The following is a 19,335-nucleotide window of genomic DNA, read 5'->3' as shown; positions in this document are numbered from 1 at the left end:
GATGGGTGAATCGGCTTACGCATTGCGCGCCGCGTCGCTCTTTGCCTTCGCGAGCAGCGCCTTGCCCGCGCGCGACGCGTTCGGCTTGCCGATCGTCGCCGAGATGAAATCGCCGGTCTCGACCACTTGCGCGAGGTCGATGCCGGTGTCGATGCCGAGACCGTTCATCAGATACAGCACGTCTTCGGTCGCGACGTTGCCGGTTGCGCCCTTTGCGTACGGACAGCCGCCGAGCCCTGCCACCGATGCATGGAAAATCTCGATGCCTTCCTGTAGCGCAGCGTAGATATTGGCGAGTGCCTGGCCGTAGGTGTCGTGAAAATGGCCGGACAGCTGTTCGCGCGGATACACCTGCGTGACGGCCGCAAACACTTCCTTCGTGCGCCTGGGCGTGCCGATGCCGATCGTATCCGCGATGTCGATCTCGTCGCAGCCGAGCGCGGCAAAACGCTCGACCACGTCGACCACTGACGCCACCGGCACCTCGCCCTGGTACGGGCAGCCGAGCGCGCACGAGATGCTGCCGCGCAGCCGCATGCCTTTCTCCTTCGCTGCGTGCGCGACCGGTGCAAAGCGCTCGATGCTCTCGGCGATGCTGCAGTTGATGTTCTTCTGCGAGAAGGCTTCGCTGGCGGCGCCGAAGATCACGATTTCGTCCGCGGCCGCTGCAAGTGCGCCTTCGAAACCGCGCAGGTTTGGCGTCAGCACCGAGTAGATCGTGCCGGTGCGGCGCTCGATGCCGGCCATCACTTCGGCCGCGTCGGCCATTTGCGGCACCCATTTCGGCGACACGAACGAGGTCGATTCGATATTGCGGAAGCCGGCCGCCGACAGCCGGTTGATCAGTTCGATCTTGATCGCCGTCGGCACCCGTTCCTTTTCGTTCTGCAGCCCGTCGCGCGGAGCGACTTCGACGATTTTCACCGCTTGCGGGATTGCCATGGTGTGTCTCCTGCCGCTCAGCGCGGCGTGTGTTTCATCCAGTGATTGCGTCGTTTCGTGGTGCAGTCGCTCAGTCGTCCCGTGGTGCCGTAATGCAGTCGCGCAATGGTTGGCTGGTTCTCGCCCATTCAATAGCCGCGCGCGAGGTCGACAATGCCGCTAATGGGCTCGCCGCGCATCATGGCTGTGATCTTCGCTGCGATCTGCACCACGCTTTCATGGCGCAGCGTCAGTGCTGAACTGTGCGGCGTGATCGTGATACGCGGCTCGCGCCAGAACGGATGATCGGCAGGCAGCGGCTCTTCACGGAATACGTCGAGCGTGGCCGCGGCGATCTGACCGCTGGCGAGCGCCGCGAGCAGGTCCGCTTCGACCAGATGCGCGCCGCGCGCAACGTTGACCAGATACGCGCCGTGCGCGAGCTTCGCGAAGGTGGCGGCATTCAGCACGTCGTTCGTTTGCGGCGTGTGCGGCAGCAGATTGACCAGCACCTTCACGCCGTCGAGAAACGCATCGAATCGCGCCGGCCCCGCATAGACGTCGACGCCTTCAACCTGCCGCTCGCTGCGGCTGAAGCCGCGCACCGGCAAGCCGAACGACGCAATCGACTGCGCCACATGTGCGCCGAGCACACCGAGCCCGAGCACGCCGACCGTGAACGACTCGCGCGGATGCGGTTCGAGCACGTGCCAGCGGCGCTCGGCCTGCAATTGCGCGTATTCGTCGAAGCGGCGCAGGTAACGCAGCACCGCATGCACGACGTACTCGGCCATCTGCGGCGCCATGCCGGAATCTTCGAGACGCACCAGCGGCACGTTGCGCGGCAGTGTGCCCGGCTGCTCGCGTTCGAGCGCGAGAATCGCATCGACGCCGGCGCCAAGATTGAAGACTGCGCGCAGGTTGTCGCGGGCCGCCAGCATCTCGTACGGCGGCCGCCATACGATGGCGAAATCGGCCGGCGCGCGGTCGCCGGGTTGCCATGCGCGCAGCTCGGCCGTGGGCAGCGCTTCGCGAAGTTCGTGCAGCCATGCGTCGGCTTCGGCCTGCTGCGGCGTGTAGAACAGGATTTTCATGCGAGCCCGTATGCGGGTTGCGGGAACAACGGATACGCGTCATTTTACTTTCTTGCGGTGATGTGCACTTTGTTTGACGGCGCGCGTGCTGCTGCGTGCCGATAAAGCATTGCTGTGGCGTACGGCATCGATATGCAAAGCACGAAAAATTGGTTCAACCGTGTGGGTGCGCACGCGACAATGATTTCACCGAGGTCCGCCGCGAGGAAAAAATCATGTTTTCATGCAAAAAATCGACATGGCCGCCGCGGCTCGTGACTGTTCCTGGTTTGAACGGCAGCGAAGGCGCGCACTGGCAAACCTGGCTCGAGCGACAGTTTCCGCGCGCGCTACGGGTCGAGCAGGCCGACTGGGAGGCGCCGAACCTCGCGCTATGGTCGCAAGCTGTCAACGACGTGCTTGCGCGCGAGCGCGGCCCATTCGTGCTGGCCGCGCACAGTTTCGGCTGCCTTGCGGCGGCGCACGCGTTGCAGCAGCGCGTGCGCTCGGGCGACCCGGCCGAGGTGGCTGGTGTGCTATTCGTCGCGCCTGCGAGCCCCACGAAATTCAGGTTTGCCGGCAACTTCGACGCAAAGCGGCTGGGCGTGCCGTCGATCGTGATCGGCAGCGCGACCGACCCGTGGATGCCGTTGGCCGAGGCGCGCGAACTGGCGCAGCGCCTCGGCAGTGCGTTCGTCAATCTGGGCGATGCGGGGCATATCAACACGGCCGCGGGTTTCGGCCCGTGGCCGCGTGCCAAATATTTCGTCGATACGCTCGCGCATTGCGCCGCGCCGCTCAGGTTTCGCGATGAAGCTCCGGCGGAACCGGCGGCGCCGATGCTGGCCTGACGCAGCGAGCAGCCAGACGCCAGCGCCTGGTGTCAAGGTCGGGCGCAGAGCCCGGCGCTAGAACCAGTGAAAGCCTTTGGCTACCAGCAGGCAGAGGCTGACCATCGCGATCCACGTGATGTGGGAATCGGATCGCTGCGCTTTTCTGAGATCGCGGATGTCGACGCGCAGCGTCTCGAAGTTCTGCGCGACGTTTTCGGGCGTGATGTCGACTCGGGTGGAACGTGCTTCCATAGTTGCTTCTCCAAAATAACGTAGCCGGGCAGATGCGTTCCCGGTTGTGTTTCAGGGTGGTTTCGAATGCTGACGGCCTTCAGCGATCCGGAAGCAATCGTACGGGATGCAGAGTAATGCCGAAACTCAGCCGAATGGCATAGGCAAACCGGAAAAAACAAAGGCCGCCCTCAACGGGCGGCCTCAGGCCTGATGCAACTCGAACGAGAACTTCAACGCCAACTCAGACGCACTTCGTCAACCCGAATGCGCCGCGCGATGCAGCACACACCCGGGCGTAGCGCGCTTCAGTTCGGCATCGCTTGATGCTCATCGCAGCCGTGCGCGCAAGCGGCCGGGCTCGAGCCCGCTTCGCGCGGCATCTGCTGCGCAGCTTCGGCGCGCATGCCCAGACGCGCAAGCAGTTTGCGGTCCGCTTCGGCTTGCGGGTTGCTGGTCGTCAGCAACTGGTCGCCGTAGAAAATCGAGTTCGCGCCGGCGAAAAAGCACATCGCCTGCATCGCTTCATCCATCTGTTCGCGGCCCGCGGACAGGCGCACCATCGCGCGCGGCATCGTGATGCGTGCAATCGCGATCGTGCGCACGAATTCGAACGGATCGAGTGCTTCGGTACCGGTGAGCGGCGTGCCCTCGACCTGCACGAGGTTGTTGATCGGCACCGATTCCGGGTAAGGCTCCATGTTCGCGAGCTGCGCGACCAGCCCCGCGCGCTCGCGGCGCGATTCGCCGAGGCCGACGATGCCGCCGCAGCACACGTTGATGCCCGCGTCGCGCACGTGCTCGAGCGTATCGAGTCGGTCCTGATAGGTGCGCGTCGAGATGATCTGGCCGTAGAACTCCGGCGACGTATCGAGATTATGGTTGTAGTAATCGAGGCCCGCGTCGGCGAGATCTTTCGCCTGTTGCGCTTCGAGCATGCCGAGCGTCACGCAGGTTTCGAGGCCCATCGCCTTCACGCCGCGGATCATCTGCTTGATCGGCTCGAGGTGCCGCTCTTTCGGATTGCGCCACGCGGCGCCCATGCAGAAGCGGGTTGCGCCGTTGTCCTTCGCGGCCTGTGCGGCGCTGAGCACTTCGTCGACCGGCATCAGCTTTTCCGCCTTCACGCCGGTGTCGTAGTGCACCGACTGCGGGCAGTACGCGCAGTCTTCCTCGCAGCCGCCGGTCTTGATCGACAGCAGCGTCGACAGTTGCACCGTGTTCGGATCGAAATGCTCGCGATGCACCTGCTGCGCGCGGAACAGCAGGTCGTTCAACGGCAGCTCGTACAGCGCGACCACGTCGGCCACGCGCCAGCGCGCACGCTCCGCGCCAGCAGCCGGTTGCGCGCTCTCGGTGGCGGCGGTGGCGGTTTGAGCTTGTGTCATGGGGTCAATCCTCATGGATGGATGCGAAATTCGTATGAGTTTAGCGCTGCGCCGCGCGCAGCGTTTGCAACAGCGCGTCGATGTCGAGATGGCCGGCCGCCGTATCGGCCGAAGCCGGCGGCGGCAGATGCGGCACGATCCCGAGTAACGGCGCATCGTACTGGCGCGCGAGCCGCTCGCGCAATGCAGCGATGTTTTCGTCGGCGAACAGCAACGCCGGGTCGACCCGATTGGCTACCCAGCCGGCGATACGCAGCCCGCGCGCGGCAATCGCTTCAGCGGTCAGCAGCGCGTGACTGATGCAGCCGAGCCGCATGCCGACCACCAGCAGCACCGGCAGGTTTAGCGTGACGGCGAGATCGGCAGTGTCGTGGGTATCGGTGAGCGGCACGCGGAAGCCGCCGACGCCCTCCACCACCACCACATCGGCCTGTTGCAGCGCCTGCGCATGGCACGCGGCGATATGAGCGATGTCGAGCTCGACGTGCTCGCGCGCGGCGACGATGTGCGGCGCGGCCGGCTCCTTCAGCAGATACGGCGTGCGGATCTCGGGCGGCAGCAGCACGCTCGATGCGGTGTCGAGCTGATCGGCGTCTTCGTTGTGCCAGACGCCGTCGCGCTCGAATGCGCCGGCTGCCACCGGTTTCATCGCGGCAGCGCGCAGCCCGGCGCGAACGAAGCCGCGCAGCAGCGCCGCGGACACCAGCGTCTTGCCGATTTCAGTATCGGTGCCGGTAACGAACAAGGACAACGCGCGTGACGAGGCGACGGATTCCAACGCACTCATGCCCGTGCCTCCGGCAGCGCGCGCAACGCGGCTTCGAGCCGGTCGAGGTCCGCGTGCGAATGGCCCGCCGACAGCGAAATGCGCAGCCGCGACGTGCCTTCGGGAACGGTGGGCGGCCGGATCGCCGGCACCCACAGCCCCGCGCGGTCGAGCTGCGCGGCAATCTCGAGCGCCGCATCGTTCGCGCCGATGATCAGCGGCTGCACGGCAGTATGCGAATCGACCGGCAGCCACGGTGTGGCTTTGAGCAGCTCGCGCGTGCGTTCGACAAGAGCGTGCAGATGTGCGCGGCGCGAGTCGCCTTCGTCGCCGGCGATCAGGCGCAGGCTTGCCGATACCGCATGCGCGACAGCCGGCACCGACGCGGTCGTGAAGATATACGGGCGCGCGCGCTGCACCAGCCATTCGATCACCGTTTCATGCGCGATGACGAATGCGCCTGAGACGCCAGCCGCCTTGCCGAGCGTGCCGACCATGATCAGATGCGGCGAGCGCAGCGCAGCCTGCGCGAGCGCACCGCGGCCTTGCGGGCCGAGTACGCCGAAGCCGTGCGCGTCGTCGACCACCAGCCACGCGCCGTGTTGCTCGGCGAGCGCGACGAGGCGCTCGAGCGGCGCGATGTCGCCGTCCATGCTGAATACGGTGTCGGTGACGATCAGCTTCACCGGTGCGTCGGACGCGTCGAGCATCGCGCTTAGCGCATCGGCGTCGGCGTGCGGATAGACCTGCACGTCGGCGCGCGACAGCCGCGCGCCGTCGATCAGCGACGCGTGATTCAGCGCGTCGGAAAAGATCAGCGAGCCGCGGCCGGCGAGCGCGGTCAGCGTCGCGAGGTTGGCCATATAGCCGGTGCTGAAGTACAGCGCGCGCGGGGCATCGGAAAAGCCGCCGGAGAATGCGGCGAGTTCGTCTTCGAGCTGCGCGTGCGCGCGCGAATGGCCGCCGAGCAGATGCGAGCCGCCGCTGCCTGCGCCATAGCGCTGCGCGCCTTCGGCCAGCGCCGCGGCGAGCTGCGGATGCGCGGCGAGGCCCAGATAATCGTTGCTGGCAAAACCGATGATGGCGCGGCCGTCGACGGTCATATGCGCTGCGCAGGCGCTGTCGGCGATGCGCCGCTGGCGGCGCAGCCCGTGCGCGGCGAGGTCGTCGAGGCCTTGTGTGAGCGTGTCGAGCAACTGCATCAACGCTCCCCGGCTACCGTGGCCTCGAACGTTTCGAGCGTGCGCGCCGCGAGCAGCGCGAGTTCGGCGTCGTCGAGCACGTACGGCGGCATCAGGTAGACGGTCGTGCCGATCGGGCGCAACAGCAGTTCGCGTTGCAGCGCATGTTCGAAGAAGCGCCGCGAGAAGGTTTTCGCGAGCGCCGTATCGTCGAGCGCGGCATCGAACGCGAAGATCGTGCCGCACTGGCGCAGATTGCGCACGAGCGGATGATGCGCGAGGGGTTCGAGCGCGGCGCGCAGCGTCGCGGCCTTGTTCACATTGACGGCCAGCACGTCGTCGCTGTCGAACAGGTCGAGCGTGGCGAGCGCCGCGCGGCACGCGAGCGGGTTGCCGGTGTACGAGTGCGAATGCAGAAAGCCGCGCGTCGTGTCGTCGTCGTAGAACGCGGCGAAGATCTCGTCGCGCGACAGCACGATCGACAGCGGCAGATAGCCGCCGCTGATGCCCTTGGACAGGCACAGGAAATCCGGCCACACGCCGGCCTGCTCGCACGCGAAGAAGGTGCCGGTGCGGCCGCAGCCAACCGCGATTTCATCGGCGATCAGGTGCACGCCGTAGCGATCGCACAGCGTGCGCAGGCCGGCGATGTACGACGGGTCGTGCATCGCCATGCCGGCCGCGCATTGCACCAGCGGCTCGACGATCAGCGCGGCGATATTGGCGCCGCGCTTCTCGAACAGGCGGCGCACGTCGTCGAGCGCATGGCGCGCGACGTCGGCGGCGCTCTCGCCTTCGCGCGCGAAACGCGCGTCGGGCGAGGCGACCACGTGGGCGTTGCGGATCAGCGGCTCGTAGGCATCCTTGAACAGCGCGACGTCGGTCACGCCGAGCGCGCCGATGCTTTCGCCGTGGTAGCTGTTCGCTACACAGACGAATTCGCGCTTGAAGTCATAGCCGCGGTTGCGCCACGCGTGGAAGCTCATTTTCAGCGCGATTTCCACCGCCGACGCGCCGTCGGACGCGAAAAACGCGTGGCCGAGCGTGTTTTGCGTGCGCGCGGCGAGCCGTTCGGCCAGCAAGACCGCCGGCTCGTGCGTGCAGCCGGCCAGCATCGCGTGCTCGAGCGTGTCGAGTTGATCTTTCAGCGCGGCGTTGATCCGCGGGTTCGCGTGGCCGAACAGGTTGACCCACCACGAGCTGATTGCGTCCAGATAGCGCCGGCCGGTGCGGTCGTACAGCCAGGCGCCCTGGCCGCGCGCGATGGGCACGAGCGGCAATTGCTCGTGGTGTTTCATCTGCGTGCACGGATGCCAGACGGCGCGCAGGCTGCGGGCGACCCAATCGTCAGGCGTATCGGTTGATCTGATTGCTTGCGTATCCAAAAACCACTCCGGGACAAACGCGTGCGGGCGGCTCGGCGCGGGGCTCGGCAGCCGTGCACGGTCATGCAAATGCGTCACGCGAACGGACGGCGAGCGTCCTGCCATGACGTTGCATAGCGTTGCAATAACGCGGTATGCGCGGGGAGGGTGTGAGATTAACCCGTTATCGGCCGTAATGCATCAGGTGAAAAAGGGCGATTTTCGGCCTTGGCGGCGCGGCTTTTCGATGTTAGACGCAGCACGGCGCGAATCGGGCACGAACCGGCCAGATCGCTGCAGATGACGACGGCAGAGTAGCGGGGCGTCTGTGAAAAAAGTGTCGGTTGGGAGTGCGTAGAGGGGCGGCGCGGGGGGAGGCCGGGAGGGCGAAAGCCGGGCAAAACGGGGAACAGCCCGGGCCGGGCGGGACAGCAACACCTGTAGCAAAGGCTGAGACGGGGCCGAGACGAGACGGGCGGGCGCGCGGCCGAACGCGGGCAATGATCGGCCGTCACCGCATGGAGGCGCGTGGAGGCGCCCACCTGCCCGCAGAAATGAAAAACCGCCCGAAGGCGGTTCTGGATCAGTTGCGGCTGGCAAGAGCCCGCTTGCCGTCGGCCCGCGCGTTGCCGGGTTCCGGCTCCGGGCTGCCGCCGCTGCGTTGCGCAGTCTGCGTGTCGGCCGCCGGATCTTTCCACACGACCATGTTGTTCACCGCATAGAGCCGGCACGGATCGCTGCTTTGCTTCTGGCAGTTCGAGATCGCCACCGTCATCGGATCGTCGCCGCCTTCGGCCCACGACCATGCGCCCGAATTGGACACCGCAAACGCCCGGCTCGGGTACTGATGCAGGAAGTTGCGATAACCGTTGCGGCCCGCATCGTCGAGGAACGGAACCGAATCCACCGCGTCGACAGACGCGAAGTCGGAGGGCTGCGGCTGAGCCGGGTCGGACACCTGGTACTGCACGCGCGTCGGCATGCCGGCGCGCGCCAGGAAGCGCTCGACCGCCGGCCACCAGATATGCACGCCGTCGCGGTCGCCGACCAGCCGGTGCGCATCGTTCTTGTAGTCGCCGAAATCGATCATCTTCGCGCTGGCGCCGTGCGCCGCGAAGGCCGCGTACATCTGCGTGACGAGATCGGCCGACCAGATCGAATCGTTATCGCCGTACATCCACAGCGACGGCACGCGCACCTTTTCGCCATAGGTGCCGAATGCATGGGTCAGATTGCCTTGCCAGTCGGTGCACGCATCCTGACGCAAGCCACCCGAGAAATTGATCAGCCCGCGTACGCCCGGCGCGGCTTCGGTGCCGTAGGCGATCGTCGCAAGGCCGCCGTGCGAGGTGCCGGCGATCACGATGTGCTGCGCATCGACATACGGCTGCTGCGACATGTATTCGACGGTCGCGGCGACGTCCGCTGCCTGGCTCATGCCGTTGCGCTCGACGTCGCAGCCGTCCTGCACGTAGGTGCCGCCCGATTGCGCAAAGCCCTGGCGATTCGGGGCGACCACCACATAGCCGCGCCGCACGAACTCGCGGGCAAACGAAACCGGGTCGCTGCGCGCCTGCAGGCGCGGGTCGCCGTGCATCTTGCCGTGATTGAACACGACCATCGGGAACGGGCCCGGGCCTTCGGGCTTGAAGATGGTGGTTTGCAGCGTGACGCTGCCATCCGGACCGGACGGAATGCCGATTACCTGTTCGGACAGCCGTGCCGACGGCAGGTAGTGATCGTCGTCGAGGGCGATACGCGGGACCGGCGCGTTGGCGAGCGGGCCGCCGTCGGCGTCCACGGATCCCGCGTGCGCAACCGATGCGACGAGCGCTACGCACGTCGTCACCATCGCACACCCCGTTCGGACTATCGAAAACACCATCTGCCCACACCCGCTGTCAAGTAACGCCTGAATTTCGCCTGTCGGTGCGTGGTGCCGCCGGCTCCGGGAGTGACACCGGAAAACAGCAAAAAACCCCACGCTGCGTGCAACTGCTGCACACGCACGTCGCTTGAATCGCACCCAATGAATCGTCAACCAGTCGACGCAACCCCATGCGCCGCAGAGGAGTGTCGCGCGATGCCCCTGAGCAGGCCGCCGCACCTTCCGGCTTTGGCCCGTCCGGACATCCTGCGTGGGCGGTTCGACCGCGCCTCCGCTAACGGACGCTCGAAACTATGGCTCGATCCTGGCACGACAATTTCCCTTTGTGCAATTCAGTAGAAACCCCTGCGCGGGCAATCCCCACGCGGCGCAAACATGGGGACAGGCCGGTAACGCAGGCGGGGCGTGCGTTGCAGCAAAGCGGCAAGGCTTACATGTAGCGGACAACCAACAAAATTCGCTGTGCGCGATCGTTACTTTTTATTAAGGAGTGGTCGCGTTTGCTCGGTATATCGAAATAGATCTGTAATAAATCGCTTGTTTTAGCTTTCAGTCACGGCGCCGTCGACGTAGCGCCAGCGGCCGTCTTCGCTGCGCGTAAAGCGGCTCGCCTCATGCAGCCGGTGGGCACGGCCGTCGACCTTGTAGCGCGCGACGAACTCGACCTCGGCGTGCGTATCGTCGAGTGCGGTGAAGCGCTTGATCTGCAGGCCGAGCCAGCGCGGCGCGTCGGGCGCCGCTGGGTCGACGTCGAGATCGGCGGGGCAGGTGTGGGGCGCCCACGTCGCGCGCAGATACGCCGGCGCGCCGAGCACGTAGGCGCTGTAGCGCGAGCGCATCAGCTCCCAGGCGTTCGGCGCCGGCAGGCCGGCGTCGATATAACGGCCGCAGCAGGCCTCGTAGCGCGGCGCTTTGGCCGGCGTTGGGCGGCCGGGTGCTGCGCCGCCGCATGGACACTGTGCGGGACGGCCAGGCGGAAAAATGTGCTGATTCATTGCGGGTTTTATCGGAGCTCGGTGCGGGCGCGGGTTGTGGCGGGTTGTGGCGGATTGCTCGCTGGCCGGTTGCTGCCTGGTCGCGGGTTGGTGCGCCCGGGCGCTGTCAGTTGCTGCTTTGTCAGCGATCAGCTCAGGCCGCGCGCGATCAGAATTTTCTGGATGTCGCTGGTGCCCTCGTAGATCTGGCACACGCGCACGTCGCGATAAATCCGCTCGATCGGGAAGTCGCTCAGATAACCGTAGCCGCCGTGAATCTGCAGCGCGGCGGAGCAGATCCGTTCGGCCGCCTCCGACGCGAACAGCTTGGCCATCGCCGCCTCGGTCAGGCACGGCTGGCCAGCGTCCTTCAGCGCTGCGGCATGCCAGATCAGCTGGCGCGCCGCTTCGAGCTGGGTCGCCATGTCGGCGAGGCGGAACTGCACCGCCTGGTGCTCGAACAGCCGCTGGCCGAAGCTTTCGCGCTCCTTCGCGTAGGCGAGCGCGGCCTCGAGCGCCGCGCGCGCCATGCCGACGCTTTGCGCGGCAATGCCGATGCGCCCGCCTTCCAGGCCCGACAGCGCGATCCGGTAGCCTTCGCCCTCGGCGCCGATCAGGTTCGCGGCAGGCACGCGGCACTGGTCGAAAATAATCTGCGCGGTATCCGACGAATGTTGGCCGAGCTTGTCCTCGACGCGCGCGACCACGTAACCGGGCGTATCGGTCGGCACGATGAATGCGCTGATGCCGCGCTTGCCGGCGGTCTTGTCGGTCACCGCCATCACGATCGCGAGCTGGCCGTTCTTGCCGCTGGTGACGAACTGCTTGACGCCGTTCAGCACATACGCGCTGCCGTCGTCGGAGCGCTCGGCCGTGGTGCGCAACGCCGACGCGTCGGAGCCGGCTTGCGGTTCGGTCAGGCAGAATGCGCCCAGCATCTCGCCGCGCGCGAGCGCGGTCAGCCAGTCGCGCTTTTGCCCTGCGTTGCCGTAGGTCAGCAGGATGCTGCAGACCGGGCAGTTGTTCACCGAAATGGCCGTCGAGGTGCCGCCGTCGCCGGCCGCGATTTCCTCGAGGATCAGCGCGAGCGCCAGCGCGTCGAGCCCGGCGCCGCCGTATTCCTCGGGCACCAGCACGCCGTACGCGCCGAGCCCGGCCAGCTGCCGGTGGACCTGCGCCGGGAAGCTGCGCTCGCGGTCCCATTGCGCGGCGTAGGGGGTCACCGCGTCGCGTACGAAGGTGCGTATCGCGTCGCGGATCATCAGGTGATCCTGGTCAAGCACCATGGGTGAGTCTCCTCGTCGGCGTATGAGCGGTGTTTGCGTGGCGTTACCACTCGATCGGCGCGCCGTCGTACTGAAAGAAGCGGCCGTGAAACAGTTGCGGCGCGGCGGCCGCCTGCGCCAGCAAGTCGCGCATGCCGGCCACGCTGTGCGTGACGTCGAGCGGCGCGGCCGCGCTGCCCATGTCGGTGCGCACCCAGCCGGGGTGCAGCGAGACGCAGGTAGCGGCGCGCGTCTGCAGCGAGGCGACGCGCAGCACGTCGTTCAACGCGGCCTTGCTCGCGCGATACAGCCAGCCGGTGGTGCCGCTCGCTTCGGCGATGCTGCCCATCTTGCTGGACAGCACGGCCAGCACGCCGTGCGCTTCCTCGACCAGCGGCAGCAGCAACGGGATCAACTGCATCGGCGCGCGCACGTTGGTGCTCATCACGTATTCGAACTCTTGCGCCGACACCGACTCGACCCCTTCGGTGCGCGGGCCGTACACGCCCGCGCTGAGCAGCGCGACGTCGAGCCGCTGGCCGGCCAGCTTCGCGGCGAGTGCCGTGATGTCCTCGGGCAGCGTGAGGTCGACTTCGAAGGCCTCGACGCCCAGCTCGGCGAGTGCGCCGAGCGACTGCTCGTCGCGCACGGTGGCGAGCACGCGCCAGCCGGCCTGCGCATATTGGCGGGCGAACTCCTGGCCGATGCCGCGCGATGCGCCCACGATCAGAATGGTCTTCATGCAGTCTCCTCTTTGTATTGTGCTGGTGGGGCCGGGCCCGACGCATGTCCGTCGCCGGGCGCCCCTTCTGCTACGCGCGCTACATCAGCTCGACGCCCATCGCCGTCGCTTCGCCGCCGCCGATGCACAGGCTCGCGACGCCGCGTCGCAAGCCGCGCTGCCTCAGCGCACCCAGCAGCGTGACCAGAATGCGCGCCCCCGACGCGCCGATCGGATGCCCCAGCGCGCACGCGCCGCCATTCACGTTGACCTTGTCGTGCGGCAGGCCATGCTCTTTCATCGCCGCCATCGTGACCACCGCAAACGCCTCGTTGATCTCGTACAGATCGACGTCGCCTGCCTGCCAGCCGTTTCTGCCGAACAGCTTGCGCAGCGCGCCGACCGGTGCGGTGGTGAACTTCGCCGGTTCCTGTGCGAAGGTCACGTGCCCGACCACCCGCGCAAGCGGCGTCACGCCGAGCCGCTCGGCGCTCGATGCGCGCATCATCACGAGCGCGGCGGCACCATCCGAAATCGACGACGAGTTGGCTGCAGTCACCGTGCCGGTCTTGCTGAATGCCGGCTTGAGCGTAGCGATCTTGTCGAGGTTCGCCTTGAACGGCTGCTCGTCACGCCCGACCGTCGTCTCGCCTTTGCGGCTTTCGAGCTTGACCGGCGCGATTTCCCACGCGAACGAGCCATCTTCGTTGGCGCGTTTGGCGCGCGTCAGCGATTCGATCGCAAACGCGTCCTGCGCCTCGCGCGTGAAGTCGAACGACGCCGCGCATTCCTCGGCGAAGGTACCCATCAACCGGCCCTTGTCGTAAGCGTCTTCGAGGCCGTCGAGGAACAGGTGATCGAGCACCTGTCCATGCCCCATGCGCATGCCGGCGCGTGCCTTCGGCAGCAGATACGGCGCATTCGACATGCTCTCCATGCCGCCCGCGACAACCACGTTTGCCGAGCCGGCCGCCAGCATGTCGTGCGCGAACATTGCCGCGCGCATGCCGGAGCCGCACATCTTGTTGACCGTCGTGCAGCCGGTGGCGAGCGGCAGCCCGGCGCCGAGCGCCGCCTGGCGCGCGGGCGCCTGTCCCTGGCCGGCCGGCAGCACGCAGCCCATCAGGGCTTCGTCGATCTGTTCAGGCGTGAGGCCTGCGCGTCGCACTGCCGCTTCGATCGCGACAGCGCCCAGTTGCGGCGCGGTGAGCGATGCGAAGTCCCCCTGAAAGCCGCCCATCGGCGTGCGCGCGGCACCGACGATAACGATCGGATCGTTTGTCTCACTCATGTTTCAGCTCCTTGATGACACCCTGCACTACCTCGGCGATCTTGCCGGTTTGCCCGGCATCGTCTTCCATCGTGTACGCGTTGCCGGCCGACACGGTTGCCAGACCGCCGTTATAGGTTGCATCGAGCGCGTCGGCGTCGGCCACCGTCATGCCGAGATCGCGGATGCGGCCGTCGTGCACGCCGTAGACCCAGCCGTGCACCGTCAGGTCCTGGCCGCGCGCCCACGCGTCGTTGACGATGGTCGTGCGGCACACGTTGACCACCTGCTCGATCGTATTCAGCTCGACGAGGCGGCGGTGCCGCGCATCGCCGATCGGCCATTGCTCGAGCAGCGCCGAGTGCTTCGCGCGCACGTCCTGCACGTGATGCAGCCAGTTGTCGGCGAGCCCGATGCGTCGCCCGTGCAGCGCGGCGCCGACGCCCGAACAGCCGTAATGGCCGACCACCAGGATGTGCTTGACGCGCAACAGGTCTACCGCGAACTGGATCACCGACAGGCAATTCAGGTCGCTATGCACGACCACGTTAGCGATGTTCCGGTGCACGAACACTTCGCCCGGCGGCAGGCCGATGATCTGGTTGGCCGGCACCCGCGAGTCGGAGCAGCCGATCCACAGATATTCAGGCGTCTGCTGGTCGGCGAGCCGCGCGAAATATTGCGGGTCCTCCTCCAGTTTGCGTTTGACCCACGCCTCGTTGTTTTCGAACAGATGCGTGAGCGGGTGATCGGCGGAATAAGCGTGGCTGGTCATGGTGTCTGGATGCGGTAGTGAGGGCCGGCGAGCCGGCCCGTTATGTCGTTTCAGCGTGCGGCGCGCGGCGCTTCATGCGGCACGCGCGGCCGCTGTGGCGGCCGCCTGCGCAGGCGGCGCCGACGCTGCAAAGCGCTCCGGGTAGCGGATGCGAAACCGTACGTCGCGCTCGTATGGGAAAAAATCCGGCAGTTCTCCCTTCAGCAGGTTGTCCTTGTGTCGCTGCCACAGCGCGGCATCGAAGAAGTCGGCGTGATGCGCGAGAAACGCCTCGCGGACGCGCGGGTCGCCAAGCAGGAACGTGCCGTAGGTCTCCGGAAAAATATCGTGCGGGCCGACCGTGTACCACGGCTCGCCCGCCAGTTCGTCTTCTTCGTTGCGCGGCGGCGGCACCTTGCGTACGTTGCAGTCGGTCAGATACTCGATCTCGTCGTAGTCGTAAAACACCACGCGGCCGTGGCGCGTGACGCCGAAGTTCTTGTACAGCATGTCGCCGGGGAAGATGTTCGCCTGCATCAGTTCCTTCACCGCGTTGCCGTATTCCTGGATGCCCCGGTCGACCTGCTCGTCGCTGCCGTTCTGCAGGAACAGGTTTAGCGGCACCATGCGCCGCTCGATATACAGATGCTGGATCACCAGGTTGTCGCCCTCGTATTCGAGCAGCGACGGCACTTCTTTCTGCAGTTCGCGCAGCAGCGCGTCGTCGATGCGCGCGAGCGGCAGCGCGACGCTCGAATACTCGAGCGTGTCCGCCATCCGGCCGAGCCGGTCGTGACGCTTGACCAGTTGATACTTCTGCTGGATCTGCTCGCGAGTGGTTTCCTTCGGCGGCGGAAAGTAATCCTTGATCAGCTTGAACACGTACGGAAACGACGGCAGCGTGAACACCAGCATCACCAGCCCCTTGATGCCGGGCGCGACGATAAACGGGTCGCTCGAATGCGACAGGTGATGCAGCAGATCGCGATAGAACAGGTTCTTGCCCTGCTTCTGCAAGCCGACCGACGTATAGATTTCCGCTTTCAGCTTGCCGGGCATCAGCGTGCCGAGAAACTCGACGTAGGCCGACGGCACTTCCATATCGACCAGAAAGTACGAGTGCGAAAAGCTGAAGATGATCAGCAGCTGTTCGCGCTTCAGCAGGATCGTATCGAGCGCGAGCAGGCCGCGCTTGACGTGATGGATCGGCACCGCGAACGGCACCATCAGGTCGCCGTTGATGATGCGCCCGACGATATACGCGGCCTTGTTCCGGTAGAACAGCGAAGACAGCACGTGAATCTGGAAGTTGGGCGATTCGTCGAAGCTGCCGAAGGTATCGTGAATCGTCTGCAGCACGCAGCCGACGTCGCGTTGCAGGTCTTCGAACGGCGGGTTCAGCTGAAAATTCGTGACGATCCGCTCGAGCGTTGCGGCGAGCCCGTCCTTGCCCGGATAGTACGCACGATACGTAGGCTTGGCAGCGGGCTCGTCGTTCTCGATGTACTCGGTCGAAATGGCCGGCCGCACGAAAATGAAGTCGTTGTTGAAATACGACCGGTGCAGAATCTTGCAGCACACGGAATTGAAGAACGTCTCCGCGCATTCCGGCTGGCGATGCGTGGTCAACAGGCCGATGAAGTGCAGCTTGATCTGCTGCCAGACTTCGTTGTCGATGTTCTGCGCATCGAATTCGTCTTCGAGGCGCTCGACGCATTCGGTCACGCGGTCGTCATATGACGTGATGCGTTCGCGCGCGAGCCGCTGGATGCCGTGCCAGTCCGCCGCTTCGAACAGCGCTTTCGCGTGCAGCGCCGCGTCGCGGAACACGCGGTAGTGACGATCGAACCCTTCGAGCAGCGCTTCCGCGACATCGAAGCCGATTTGCGACGACAGCAGTTTAGGAAAGTGATTCATGTCGACCGCGCATTCGTTCAATGTCGTGAGGACGCTGCGATTGTAGCGTCCGGAGCCGTCTTCCGGCAGCGTGCTGCAAGCTGGTGCAGAGCCACACGACGCTTGCGCCGCGGCGGCTTGCTGGTCGTTTCGCGGCCGTTGCGCGACGTTCAGACGATCTTCGCGCAACGCCGCTGCATCTGCCGGCTTAATATGGATTCAAGTGTGTACTCAAGCGTGCGTGCTGCGTTCAAGCAGGGCGCGTGCCTCTACTTCGTATTGCGCAAGGTCTTCGAGCGTGGCGTCCAGATCTTCGCGCTGGCGCTCGAGCACTTCGCGATGCTGAACGACCGTTGCGAGAAACGCCTGCAATTGCGGCACCGTATCGGTCGGCGATTCGTACAGATCGAGCAGCGTGCGGATTTCGGACAGGGTGAAGCCGAGGCGCTTGCCGCGCAGCGTCAGCTTCAGCCGCGTGCGGTCACGGCCCGAGTAGACGCGCCGCTGGCCGCCTGTGCCCGCGCGGCTCGGTGCGAGCAGGCCCTGGTCTTCATAGAACCGGATTGCGCGCGGGGTGACGTCGAATTCGCGCGCGAGCTCGGTGATCGTGTACTGCTGCTTCATGGGATCATGCATTGCGGTTTGCGGCCCGTGGTTTTTGATCCGCGGGCACCAAGCCGATTTGAACGATAGAATCGGCGTTTACGTTATCGTCAACTTTAGTAAAGCGCAACCAGGGCGCACCGCGATGCGCGCGGGGCAGTAGCCTGCAGTAGCCGCACAGTTGCCCGCAGTTGCTCTGTACTTGCCGCGGAGAGAAGTCCCCACGATGAATGCACTCGAGCATCAACTCGACTATCCGTTCGCCGACACCTTGCCCGAACCGGGCAGCGTCCATGAAGTCGCCCCCGGTGTGTACTGGCTGCGCATGCCGCTGCCGTTCGCGCTCGATCACATCAACCTGTGGCTGCTGCGCGATCAGATCGATGGGCAGCAAGGCTGGACGGTGATCGATTGCGGTATCGCCAACGATACGATCCGCGCGAACTGGGAGCGGGTGTTCGATACGGTGCTCGAAGGCTTGCCGGTGCTGCGTGTGATCGTCACGCATTGTCATCCAGATCATCTGGGGCTCGCACACTGGCTGTGCAGCGGCGGCGACCGGCAGCGCTGGCAGGCGCGCTTGTGGATGTCGCTGGGCGAATATCTGTATGGCCGCGTACTGGCGGCCGGCGACGGCTCGAACGCAGGCGGCGCCGGCGCGGCGCGGCACTTCGCGCGGCACGGTGTCACCGACCCGGAATCGCTCGAGCAGGTGCGCAATCGCAACAGCTACTACTCGAACCTCGTGCCTGCCGTGCCCGGCCAATATCGCCGGATGCGCGAAGGCGACGAACTGCTGATCGGCGGGCGCAGCTGGCGCATCGTGACGGGTTTCGGCCATTCGCCGGAGCACTGCGCACTGCATTGTGCGCAGGCAGGCGTGCTGATTTCCGGCGATATGGTGCTGCCGCGAATTTCGACCAACGTATCGGTGTTCGATATCGAGCCGGAGGGCAATCCGCTCGCGCTTTATCTGCAGGCGCTCGAGCGCTACGAACCGATGGCGGAGGATACGCTGGTGCTGCCGTCGCACGGCAAGCCGTTTCGCGGTTTGCGCACGCGTATCGGGCAATTGCGCGACCACCATGCGGCGCGGCTCGCCGAAGTGCGCGACGCTTGCGTGGAGCATGCGTGCAGCGCGGCGGACATCGTGCCGCTGATGTTCCGCCGCAAACTCGACATTCACCAGATGACCTTCGCGATGGGCGAGGCGCTCGCGCATCTGCATGTGCTGTGGCATGCGGGCGAACTGCGGCGCGTGCAGGGCGATGACGGCGTGATTCGCTTCGCTGCAGTGTAGCTGCGCGCGTGGTGGCGCACGCGGCTACACGCGGCTACACGCGCAACTTCGCAGGGAACTGCGCGGGCAACTGCGCGGGCAACTGCGCAGGCAACTGCGCAGGCAACTTCGGGGGCAACTGGGCCAGCAACGTCGCAAACCGCGTCCTACGAAGATTTCCACGCGCTGCATCGCGTGCTGCTTTGCTGAATGCGAACGCCGCGACTAGGGCTCGTTGCGCAGATAGCCCACCTTCGACGGATCGCGCATGCGCAGCGACACGACAAGGCCGATCGCGCACATTGCGGTGACATACCAGTAGAAGCTGGTTTCATTGCCGGCCTGTTTGAGCCACAGCGCGACATACTCGGCCGAGCCGCCGAAGATCGCATTGGCCACCGCATACGACAACCCGACGCCCAGCGCGCGCACTTCCGGCGGGAACATCTCGGCCTTGATCAGCCCGCTGATCGACGTGTAGAAGCTGATGATCGCCAACGCGGTGACCACCAGGCCGAACGCGGCGAACGGGCTCGTCACGTCTTTGAGCGCATGCAGCAGCGGCACGGTGCCAATGGTTGCAAACAGGCCGAACAGGATCATCGACTGGCGCCGGCCGATGCGATCCGACATCGCGCCGAACAGCGGTTGCATCAGCATGTACACGAATAGCGCCGCAGTCATCACGCTGCTCGCCGTCTTCGCATTCATGTGCGCGGTGTTGACGAGGTACTTCTGCATATACGTCGTGAACGTATAGAAGATCAGCGAGCCGCCGGCGGTAAAGCCGACCACCGTCATGAACGCCTTCTTGTGTTTCCACATGCCGGCGAGCGTGCCTGCATCGCTGCGCTGGCGGGTCGCGGCACTCGATGTTTCGTCGAGCGACTTGCGCAGGTACAGCGCGACCAGCGCGGCGACGGCGCCC

The 19,335-nt window shown here is 65.6% G+C and carries 18 protein-coding genes; 2 read left to right on the top strand and 16 right to left on the bottom strand.

Annotated features, from left to right (window positions below; genetic code table 11):
• Positions 1–15 precede the first annotated feature (15 nt).
• The gene (locus ACYVNQ_RS25090) at positions 16–942 is read right to left on the bottom strand and encodes a hydroxymethylglutaryl-CoA lyase (protein ID WP_460905772.1); all 927 of its coding nucleotides are present in this window, start codon (positions 940–942) and stop codon (positions 16–18) included.
• Positions 943–1,070: 128 nt separating this feature from the next.
• A complete protein-coding gene (locus ACYVNQ_RS25085; protein WP_460905769.1) occupies positions 1,071–2,015 on the bottom strand; it encodes a 2-hydroxyacid dehydrogenase in 945 nt (314 codons plus the stop codon).
• 215 nt (positions 2,016–2,230) lie between these two features.
• On the opposite strand from ACYVNQ_RS25085, the gene ACYVNQ_RS25080 reads away from it, so the two are divergent.
• A complete protein-coding gene (locus ACYVNQ_RS25080) occupies positions 2,231–2,845 on the top strand; it encodes an RBBP9/YdeN family alpha/beta hydrolase (RefSeq protein WP_460905766.1) in 615 nt (204 codons plus the stop codon).
• A 57-nt stretch (positions 2,846–2,902) separates the two neighbouring features.
• Here ACYVNQ_RS25080 and ACYVNQ_RS25075 read toward each other — a convergent pair whose 3' ends face one another.
• The 13 genes from ACYVNQ_RS25075 to ACYVNQ_RS25015 form a co-directional block, all read right to left on the bottom strand.
• A complete protein-coding gene (locus ACYVNQ_RS25075) occupies positions 2,903–3,079 on the bottom strand; it encodes a hypothetical protein (RefSeq protein WP_460905763.1) in 177 nt (58 codons plus the stop codon).
• Positions 3,080–3,366: 287 nt separating this feature from the next.
• Positions 3,367–4,446: a biotin synthase BioB gene (gene bioB, locus ACYVNQ_RS25070; RefSeq protein ID WP_460905760.1), complete on the bottom strand. Its 1,080-nt coding sequence runs from the start codon at positions 4,444–4,446 to the stop codon at positions 3,367–3,369.
• Between the two features lie 40 nt (positions 4,447–4,486).
• Positions 4,487–5,233, bottom strand: coding sequence for a dethiobiotin synthase (gene bioD, locus ACYVNQ_RS25065; RefSeq protein WP_460905757.1), 747 nt, complete (start codon positions 5,231–5,233; stop codon positions 4,487–4,489).
• Complete coding sequence (gene bioF, locus ACYVNQ_RS25060) at positions 5,230–6,414, bottom strand: 8-amino-7-oxononanoate synthase (protein ID WP_460905754.1); 1,185 nt, start codon at positions 6,412–6,414, stop codon at positions 5,230–5,232. The genes bioD and bioF overlap by 4 nt, the downstream gene beginning before the upstream one ends.
• Positions 6,414–7,883, bottom strand: a complete 1,470-nt coding sequence (bioA, locus tag ACYVNQ_RS25055) for an adenosylmethionine--8-amino-7-oxononanoate transaminase (RefSeq protein WP_460905751.1) — start codon at positions 7,881–7,883, stop codon at positions 6,414–6,416. The genes bioF and bioA overlap by 1 nt, the downstream gene beginning before the upstream one ends.
• Before the next feature lie 457 nt (positions 7,884–8,340).
• The gene (locus ACYVNQ_RS25050; protein WP_460905747.1) at positions 8,341–9,642 is read right to left on the bottom strand and encodes a dienelactone hydrolase family protein; all 1,302 of its coding nucleotides are present in this window, start codon (positions 9,640–9,642) and stop codon (positions 8,341–8,343) included.
• 545 nt (positions 9,643–10,187) lie between these two features.
• Complete coding sequence (locus tag ACYVNQ_RS25045; RefSeq protein WP_460905744.1) at positions 10,188–10,640, bottom strand: YchJ family protein; 453 nt, start codon at positions 10,638–10,640, stop codon at positions 10,188–10,190.
• Positions 10,641–10,768: 128 nt separating this feature from the next.
• Complete coding sequence (locus tag ACYVNQ_RS25040) at positions 10,769–11,905, bottom strand: acyl-CoA dehydrogenase family protein (protein ID WP_460905741.1); 1,137 nt, start codon at positions 11,903–11,905, stop codon at positions 10,769–10,771.
• 43 nt (positions 11,906–11,948) lie between these two features.
• On the bottom strand, positions 11,949–12,626 hold the full coding sequence (locus ACYVNQ_RS25035; protein ID WP_460905738.1) for an SDR family oxidoreductase: 678 nt from the start codon (positions 12,624–12,626) through the stop codon (positions 11,949–11,951).
• 79 nt (positions 12,627–12,705) lie between these two features.
• Positions 12,706–13,896 carry an acetyl-CoA C-acetyltransferase gene (locus ACYVNQ_RS25030; RefSeq protein WP_460905735.1) on the bottom strand — a complete coding sequence of 397 codons (1,191 nt, stop codon included), beginning with the start codon at positions 13,894–13,896 and terminating at the stop codon, positions 12,706–12,708.
• Positions 13,889–14,650: a carbonate dehydratase gene (gene can / locus ACYVNQ_RS25025; RefSeq protein WP_460905732.1), complete on the bottom strand. Its 762-nt coding sequence runs from the start codon at positions 14,648–14,650 to the stop codon at positions 13,889–13,891. Before can ends, ACYVNQ_RS25030 begins: the two co-directional genes overlap by 8 nt.
• Before the next feature lie 72 nt (positions 14,651–14,722).
• A complete protein-coding gene (gene aceK / locus ACYVNQ_RS25020; RefSeq protein WP_460905729.1) occupies positions 14,723–16,546 on the bottom strand; it encodes a bifunctional isocitrate dehydrogenase kinase/phosphatase in 1,824 nt (607 codons plus the stop codon).
• 210 nt (positions 16,547–16,756) lie between these two features.
• Entirely contained in the window at positions 16,757–17,149 is a 393-nt protein-coding gene (locus tag ACYVNQ_RS25015; protein ID WP_460906093.1) for a MerR family transcriptional regulator, read from the bottom strand.
• A gap of 205 nt (positions 17,150–17,354) precedes the next feature.
• Between ACYVNQ_RS25015 and ACYVNQ_RS25010 the strand changes: the two genes are divergently transcribed.
• On the top strand, positions 17,355–18,428 hold the full coding sequence (locus ACYVNQ_RS25010; RefSeq protein ID WP_460905726.1) for an MBL fold metallo-hydrolase: 1,074 nt from the start codon (positions 17,355–17,357) through the stop codon (positions 18,426–18,428).
• A gap of 204 nt (positions 18,429–18,632) precedes the next feature.
• Here the strand turns inward: ACYVNQ_RS25010 and ACYVNQ_RS25005 are convergent.
• The coding region (locus ACYVNQ_RS25005; protein ID WP_460905723.1) for an MFS transporter at positions 18,633–19,335 on the bottom strand (703 nt) is incomplete at its 5' end.

The organism is Paraburkholderia jirisanensis (assembly GCF_054782355.1).
This window is presented reverse-complemented; position numbering and strand designations above follow the sequence as displayed.